General features: G+C 54.8%; 9 protein-coding genes, 1 tRNA gene and 1 pseudogene. 8 read left to right on the plus strand and 3 right to left on the minus strand.

Annotation, left to right across the window (positions count from 1 at the left end; all coding sequences use genetic code 11):
- Positions 1-25: 25 nt before the first annotated feature.
- The 7 genes from BUA39_RS11135 (at position 26) to BUA39_RS11165 (ending at position 3591) form a co-directional block, all read left to right on the plus strand.
- The gene (locus BUA39_RS11135; protein ID WP_072793276.1) at positions 26-904 is read left to right on the plus strand and encodes a carbon-nitrogen hydrolase family protein; all 879 of its coding nucleotides are present in this window, start codon (positions 26-28) and stop codon (positions 902-904) included.
- Between the two features lie 80 nt (positions 905-984).
- A complete protein-coding gene (gene infA / locus BUA39_RS11140) occupies positions 985-1203 on the plus strand; it encodes a translation initiation factor IF-1 (RefSeq protein WP_007205486.1) in 219 nt (72 codons plus the stop codon).
- Positions 1204-1237: 34 nt separating this feature from the next.
- Positions 1238-1816 (plus strand): Maf family protein, encoded by a 579-nt coding sequence (locus tag BUA39_RS11145; protein ID WP_072793277.1) that lies wholly within the window; start codon positions 1238-1240, stop codon positions 1814-1816.
- Positions 1813-2829, plus strand: coding sequence for a ribonuclease E/G (locus BUA39_RS11150; RefSeq protein WP_072793278.1), 1017 nt, complete (start codon positions 1813-1815; stop codon positions 2827-2829). Before BUA39_RS11145 ends, BUA39_RS11150 begins: the two co-directional genes overlap by 4 nt.
- A gap of 2 nt (positions 2830-2831) precedes the next feature.
- Positions 2832-3026 (plus strand): DNA gyrase inhibitor YacG, encoded by a 195-nt coding sequence (locus BUA39_RS11155; RefSeq protein WP_072793279.1) that lies wholly within the window; start codon positions 2832-2834, stop codon positions 3024-3026.
- A 78-nt stretch (positions 3027-3104) separates the two neighbouring features.
- Positions 3105-3179 (plus strand) — tRNA-Phe (locus BUA39_RS11160).
- A gap of 211 nt (positions 3180-3390) precedes the next feature.
- The gene (locus BUA39_RS11165) at positions 3391-3591 is read left to right on the plus strand and encodes a helix-turn-helix transcriptional regulator (RefSeq protein ID WP_072793280.1); all 201 of its coding nucleotides are present in this window, start codon (positions 3391-3393) and stop codon (positions 3589-3591) included.
- Positions 3592-3640: 49 nt separating this feature from the next.
- On the opposite strand, the gene BUA39_RS11170 is transcribed toward BUA39_RS11165, so the two are convergent.
- From BUA39_RS11170 to BUA39_RS11180, 3 genes are read right to left on the minus strand one after another with little or no spacing between them, the layout of a single operon-like run.
- The gene (locus BUA39_RS11170; protein ID WP_072793281.1) at positions 3641-4489 is read right to left on the minus strand and encodes a replication-relaxation family protein; all 849 of its coding nucleotides are present in this window, start codon (positions 4487-4489) and stop codon (positions 3641-3643) included.
- The gene (locus BUA39_RS11175; protein ID WP_072793282.1) at positions 4464-6602 is read right to left on the minus strand and encodes a type IV secretory system conjugative DNA transfer family protein; all 2139 of its coding nucleotides are present in this window, start codon (positions 6600-6602) and stop codon (positions 4464-4466) included. Before BUA39_RS11175 ends, BUA39_RS11170 begins: the two co-directional genes overlap by 26 nt.
- Complete coding sequence (locus tag BUA39_RS11180) at positions 6602-6961, minus strand: hypothetical protein (RefSeq protein ID WP_072793283.1); 360 nt, start codon at positions 6959-6961, stop codon at positions 6602-6604. Before BUA39_RS11180 ends, BUA39_RS11175 begins: the two co-directional genes overlap by 1 nt.
- A 109-nt stretch (positions 6962-7070) precedes the next feature.
- Here BUA39_RS11180 and BUA39_RS11185 point away from each other — a divergent pair.
- Positions 7071-7345, plus strand: a pseudogene (locus BUA39_RS11185) (transposase); the annotation flags it as partial.

Genomic DNA, 7345 nt, shown 5'->3' on the forward strand with positions numbered 1-7345 from the left:
TCACCCTTGCAAAGCAAAGTTCCAGATGAAAATTGCAACCGCCGCCTATCCGATCGACTGGCTTGATAGTTGGGCCGCCTATGAAGACAAGATCAGCCGATGGGTCGACGTTGCTGCCGGTCAAGGCGCTGACCTTTTGGTGTTCCCCGAATATGGCGCGATGGAACTCGCGTCTTTGGGCGGCACAGAGGCTGCGGGGGATTTGGAACGGTCCATTCATGTGGTGTCCGAACATATCCCTGCGGTCGACCAACTACACAAAAACCTCGCGCAGAAGCATGGGTTGCACATTCTCGCGGCCTCGGCCCCTGTTGCGCAAGACAGCGGGCGACCGGTCAACCGAAGCCGGTTTTTTGGCCCTACAGGGGATGTGGTCGTCCAGGACAAGCAGATCATGACGCGGTTTGAACGTGAACAATGGGACATCGCGCCGGGCGATCCCTTGCAGGTTATCGAAACTACCTTGGGACGCGTTGGCATCTTGATCTGTTATGACTGCGAATTTCCGCTACTCGGGAGGGCGCTGGCAGAGTGTGATATCATCCTCGTGCCGTCCTGCACGGATGCGCTTTCAGGCTATTGGCGTGTCAGAATAGGCGCGATGGCGCGCGCGTTGGAACAGCAATGTGTGACAGTCTTGGCTTCAACCGTCGGCGATGCGCCGTGGTCCCCTGCCGTAGATGAAAACGTTGGGGCGGGTGGTGTGTTTTGTCCGCCCGACAAAGGCTTTCCCCCCTCCGGTGTTTTGGCCGAAGGCCCTTTGAACCGAGCGCAGTGGACCTACGCCGAAGTTGACCCCGCTTTGGTCGCTGCCGTCCGCCAAGATGGTGCCGTTCTGAACCGTCGTCACTGGGACGAGCAACAAGACCGTCTTGCGATGGTCAGAAAAGCGCGCTTGGGGTAGAATAAGCCTTGTATAATGTCACATTTGCCCCCATTTAAGGGGCCGCCCACAGTGAGTGGGTATTTTGCGAAGGAGAAACCATGGCCAAGGAAGAACTGCTCGAATTTCCCGGTGTCGTAAAGGAACTCCTGCCAAATGCGACGTTTCGGGTCGAGCTGGAAAACGGCCATGAAATCATCGCACATACGGCAGGTAAGATGCGTAAGAACCGCATTCGTGTTCTCGCAGGCGACAAGGTACAAGTCGAAATGACGCCTTACGATCTGACCAAAGGTCGGATCAACTATCGCTTCAAGTAATCCGGCTATTGCGGCCGTCTGCAGGTTTGGTGACATGAAACTGATCCTCGGTTCAGGCAGCCCAAGGCGTCGCGAATTGCTGGCACAAATCGGGGTGGTGGCGGATGACATTCGCCCCCCTGATATTGATGAAACGCCTTTGAATGGCGAACTTCCCAAAGACTATTGTAGCCGCATCGCGCGCGAAAAAGTTGCGGCTGTTCAGGCCGATGACAACGACATTGTTTTGTGCGCCGATACCACCGTCGCGCTGGGGCGGCGGATTATGGGAAAACCTGCAGACGCGGGCGAAGCCGCCGCGTTTCTGATCGCCCTTGGGGGGCGCCGTCACCGGATCATCACCTCTGTGGCACTCAAACGCGGTGACCGTGTTTGGCAACGCGATGTGGTCAGCCAAGCCAAAATGAAACGGCTATCGGATGACGAGTTGAATTTCTATCTGTCGACCGGCGACTGGGAGGGCAAAGCAGGCGGCTATGCCATCCAAGGCCCAGCCGGCGCGTTCATTCCATGGATCAGTGGCTCGTTCACAGGTATAGTCGGCCTGCCACTTGCCGAGACCGCCGCGCTGCTGACCGCAGCGGGCTACCCGCTCTATAAGGAGACGCCATGAAAGGCCGTCAGATCATTCTTGATCACCTAAATGGCCGAGAGGCCGCCGCTCTGATGGTGGATGGTAAACTCCATGACGTTCTGGTCGATGCAGACGCTCCGCGTCCGGGCACGATCTATCGCGCCATTGCCGACCGCCCGATGAAAGGGCAGGGGGGGATGTTCCTGTCGACCCCGGATGGCAAAGTGTTCCTGCGGCAAGTCAAAGGGCTTTCGCCCGGGCAATCCCTGCTCGTGCAGGTGACTGGCTACGCTGAAGACGGCAAGGCCATACCGGTGACACAGAAGATCCTGTTCAAAAGCCGCTACGCCATTGTCACCCCCGACGCGCCAGGGCTCAACGTCAGCCGCTCGATCAAAGACGACGATCTGCGCGATACGCTGAAGGGCATCGCCCATGGCGTGATGCAAGAGGGCGACATGGGCCTGATCCTGCGCTCGTGCTGTACGCCGGAAGAGGTGGACGAAATCGCCGAAGACATCGCAGCCATGGAAGACATGGCGCGGACGGTGATGGCGGAAACCGAAGGCGCTGCTGAAACCCTGGCCGAAGGCGACGGCCCGCATGTTCTTGCATGGCGCGAATGGATTGATCCTGCTGAGGTCGTGACCGTCGCTGGGTCTTTCGATACGCACGGAGTGCTGGATGCATTGGAAGAACTCAAATCGCCACGTGTTGCGCTCGGAAACGGGGCTTACATGTTCGTCGAACCCACACGCGCCCTTGTTGCCGTCGATGTGAACACTGGTGCCGATACCTCGCCTGCAGCGGCCCTGCAGGCCAATCTTGCTGCGGCCAAGGACTTGCCACGTCAATTGCGATTGCGTGGATTGGGTGGGCAAATCACCCTTGATGTTGCCCCGATGCCCAAGAAAGACCGCCGGATTTTTGAAAGCACGCTGCGCGCGGCACTGAAAGCGGATGGCGTGGAAACTGTAATGGCTGGCTGGACGCCGCTTGGGCATTTTGAGTTGCAACGCAAACGAGATCGCTTGCCCTTTGCAGGACACTGACCATGGCCTGCCCGATTTGCCAGAAAGACACGGTCAAAGCGTACCGCCCGTTCTGCTCAAAACGCTGCGCCGACATCGACCTAAGTAAATGGTTTAATGAAGAATACAGCACCCCGGCCGTTGACGACGAAGCCTTGGACGCGGCCCTCTCAGAAGCCCAAACAAGCGCGGCAAAAAAAGACGACCCGCTGCACTGATTTCTGCAAAATCCCTCTGGACACCATCGCGACCCTGACATAGAACGCGCAAACCCGAGTGACAGATCACTCACCCGTGCCCGGGTAGCTCAGGGGTAGAGCAGTGGATTGAAAATCCTCGTGTCGGTGGTTCGATTCCGCCCCCGGGCACCATTAAATCAAAGACTTACAGATTTGGCTTTTTGTTTAGGCTCGCAATAGGCTCTGAATTTGGCCACTTTGCGCATTGGTACTATCAATCGAACCCGCCGAGAACGAAAAGTAGCCCCATCGTCAAAATCAGGACGGGCTGCTACGTTATCTTTGCCTAGGTATTGTCGTAACCTTGGGCATCGCGATGCTCTTCATTCTTGGAGAAATCGTGATGAGGATTTTATCGAAACGTCAGCTAAAGGAGTTGGTCCTTTATGCGCCGCAACACATCGCACGCTTGGAAAAGGCAGGCCTATTCCCAATGCGGGTACAGCTGGGCCCGAACAGGGTGGGATGGGTAGAAGCAGAAGTATTGGACTGGCTTAAACAACGCTTGGCTGACCGGGAAACCCCGCCCGACACTCCTGCATAGGAGCTGGGTGGCCAGATGTGCACTATCTGGTCACCCGATTATGCGGTTCTTAGGAATTGATGCTTACGCTTGATGCCCCCGAGCGCTTCCAGGCTTGCTCAAAGAGAGAAGCATCCGGCTGCTTTGCCAGCACTTCAAACCGAACCGTCTTGCTCAGAATGGACTGCTGTACCTTTTCAGATTGGGCCTGCAGCAGGTCCAAAAACGCATCTTGCCGCCTCTGACTTTGGAAGACCCAAAGGATCAGCATATTGGCCTTCAGACCATAATGCGCTTGATGGCCACTCTGCTCTATCAGCGCAGCGTACTGCTCGATTGATCTCAGAGGTTCTGTCCCCCGGTCGACCTCCAACATGAAGGCCCGAAAGCTGCGACCATAATTCAGCGCAAAGAGCTGATCAGGAATGAGTGTCCAGCGGTTGGTCTTGATGGCCAATGACGCGTCGCGCTTGGCCAAGATCTGATGCGCCGGAATATACGCCACACCACGTCTGGCAGCAGCGATGTCCATGGAGCTTGTCACACAGGAAGTTGCGTAGCTATGCCACCAATGGCCCGTCGGGCGCACCGTGGATTCAAGTTCACCGGCTTCATAGAGATGATCCTCAGCCGCAATCTTCAGATCGTAAATGTAGGGATTAAAACCAGCCCCTTCAGTCGCGCGCTGCTGTGTTGGCAATCGCAAGAAGTCACCTGCACGGAGCTTCTGCATTTGGCGCAATGCCGTGTCTTTGCATCGATGCGTATCGCGGGTCAGCTCATAGAGATACTGCGAGGACTGTGGCCGGTGACAAGCCATGTGTTTGAACCAACGTAGCTCCCGCTCTGTCGGTTTCACACCACGTTGAGGCGCTATGTGATGGAATGTTGATCTACCCAGTGTATCCAGCTTTGTCATGCTGTTGAGAATAGCAAAAATCAGAGCTCCGGAGAACGAGATGTTGGGTCATCATCTTGATTTCCATCGTCTTTTTTCGGATCCTCGTTCTCCGGTGGCTCGCTATGTTCAGACTTTTTCTGCAATGGATCAGCTTCTGCAATGGATCAGCGTAAGCTTTTCTGCTGTGTTCGCGGATTTCTTCAATCTCATCTTTTGACGCCCGTGGCAGGTTCTCAAGCACAAAGAACGGAAAACTCACCGGTACCGCGCGCTTTGTCAGTCCTCGCACATAGGTGGCAAATGTTCCTTTGGGTTTGTCATGAATGTCTTCCGCACTTGATGACATCTGGCCCGCAAGCGCTCTAGAATCCCGTGCTGAGACGCCACCTGCGAGTTTAATCGATGTATTGGCGTCAAAAGCCTCCTGAAGCCCGTTTGAGAGCTGTCCTAAGTATTGGTGGGCCATGATCATGCCAACCTTGTATTTGCGGGCCTGGCTCAGAATAAGTCCGATGTTCTGATCAAAGTAATCCTGCGCTTCATCCACGTAGACCATGACTGGCAGACGGTCATAGTCAGGCAGTGTGGCGCGTTCCTGAGCAGCCTGAGCGATAAGCGCAATAAAGAAGCGCCCAAAGACCTCCGTGCCTTGTTCCTTCAGCAGGCTCTTTGATGTGTTGATCAGAATGAGCTTGCTCGAATTCATTTCTGTAAACATGTCAAACTTTGAGACTGGGTTTGAGAACATGCGCTCAAAAGTCTGGTTTTCCAAAATGCCATAGAGGCGGCGCAAAACCTGCGTCTTTGTGTTGGTAAATTCTTTGCCATCAAATTCCGTCTCAAAGAACCGGCGCGGCGTGCCTTCGAGCTTTTCGATGTGCGCGCGATACTTCTCGGTGCCACCTGGTTCCATCAGATCACGCAGCGTGTGGATGGTTGCGCCCGGAATATGGAACATCAATCGCGTTACATAGCGGAAAACAACGCTCTGCTTGGCCGTCATGCCCGCCGACAGAAGCGACCCCAGCACAAAGTCATAAAGCTCAATGATGGAGTTCGTGAGGCGTTCTTTCTCCAAGTCGCCGTAGTTCGCCAGCCGATCCTGGCCGACAGAGAACAAATTCAAACTCACGGGAAAGCCGATATATTCGGCATCAATCAGAACAATTCTGTCAGCCGGTACGGTCTTTGCTTTGAGGATCGTGTTGATGAGATCCCCCTGACTGTCGATCACAATGACCGATTTGTCGTGCTGCGCGACCTCTTCCAGATCTCTTGCAATGAAGTACCGCAGCGTCTGTGTCTTACCATGCCCGGAACCTGCCAAGATATGCGTGTGCTCAAACCGGCTTTTCTCTGGGATCGTGAAGGGCGTCTTAAGGTGGAAGAGGTCTTTCAGAAGCGTGCCAGCCAGATAGGTATCAACAACATCGTCGGCCTTGCAATCACGAGGGAAGACCGGCTGAGTTTTGTGCGTTCTGTGGAGATTGCCATCCAGTTGCTCACGCAGGGCTTTGAAGTGGTTGTAGTCATTGTCCTGAAAGAAGGGCGCGATGACCTCTTCAACGGACTTACCGAGTGGCTGCATGAACTGGGTGACCTCCACCAGGAGGTCACCGTCAATCTGAGGTACTGCATTCGCTATGGTTGCGAGGCTGTGGGATATCGCGTCTAAGGCGGACATGACCATAACGCGGTCGCTGCGCGCCTGTCCGATACGGGCGAGCTTGTCTCGATAGCGCGCGCCTTCCACCGTATTGCACAGCGCCGGAGGGGGTGGGATATCCGGCATGAGATCTTCGCCTTCAAAGAGAGCACGGCCGATTTCCAGAAGCTGTACACTTAGCGCACTGGGTATGTCCGGCGACCAATGCTGAGAAAGCGCAGCGTCAATCTCATCGTCCGTCAATTGAACGTTTCCAGCGAGCGCGTGACGATAGAGAATATCCGTCTCTTCTTTGGCCAGACGCTCCAAGCGTCGTGGGCTTTCACGATAAAGACGCACACCGATGTAGAGCGCAGCGCCGAGCATCAGCAGCGGCGTGATGATGATCGCTAGGGTGAGAAAGCCCGCAACGATAACCAATGCCGCATACCCGCTGAAGAAATCGTCTGTCACCGTCTTACGCATTAGAATTCAACCACAGTGCGGGTGCCGGTTTCTGCATTGTCATCCAACCAACGTTTCATCTGCTCCAAAACAACCAGAAGCTCCTCTTCATAGATTTTCGATTGCGATGGTGTTGCGCAAAGGAACTGATCCGTCTTGCCATCAACCAGATGCTCGACGCGCAGCTCAAACTGTTCGTCCCGATCATCGACCCTCGCTGTCGCCGGACGACGATCCACTAGTTTAGTTTTAAGCAGTCCTCTTCCCCGGATGATCTGTTTCTCTTCATGGGTAAAGGCGACGGTCACATGGACTTCGTAGTAGATCTTCTTAAAGAGTAAACCTTTGCGAATTGTATGATGATCTATTGAAACCCGCATCAGGTTAAGCCGGGCAGGCTAGTATGACATTTTGGGGCGGTGGGTGTGGACCTGTCACGGTTTGATGCCGCTCCTTTGATAGCATTTACTGCAGCAAAGGAGACGAACTATGGGACTGAAACGGACGGACGAATTCCGCAAAGATGCGGTGCGCATCGCGTTAACCAGTGGGCTGACGCGCAAGCAGGTTGCTGACGATCTGGGTGTTGGTATGTCGACGCTGAACAAATGGATCACGGCGCACCGAGACACGGATGTGGTGTCGAAAGAGGATTTGGATATCGCCAAAGAGAATGATCGACTCCGGCGCGAGATACGGCTCCTGAAGGAGGAGAGGGAGATCTTAAAAAAGGCCACCCAGTTCTTCGCGGGCCTAAAGCAATG

Origin of the sequence: Cognatishimia maritima (assembly GCF_900129685.1) — a bacterium.
GTDB lineage: Bacteria > Pseudomonadota > Alphaproteobacteria > Rhodobacterales > Rhodobacteraceae > Cognatishimia > Cognatishimia maritima.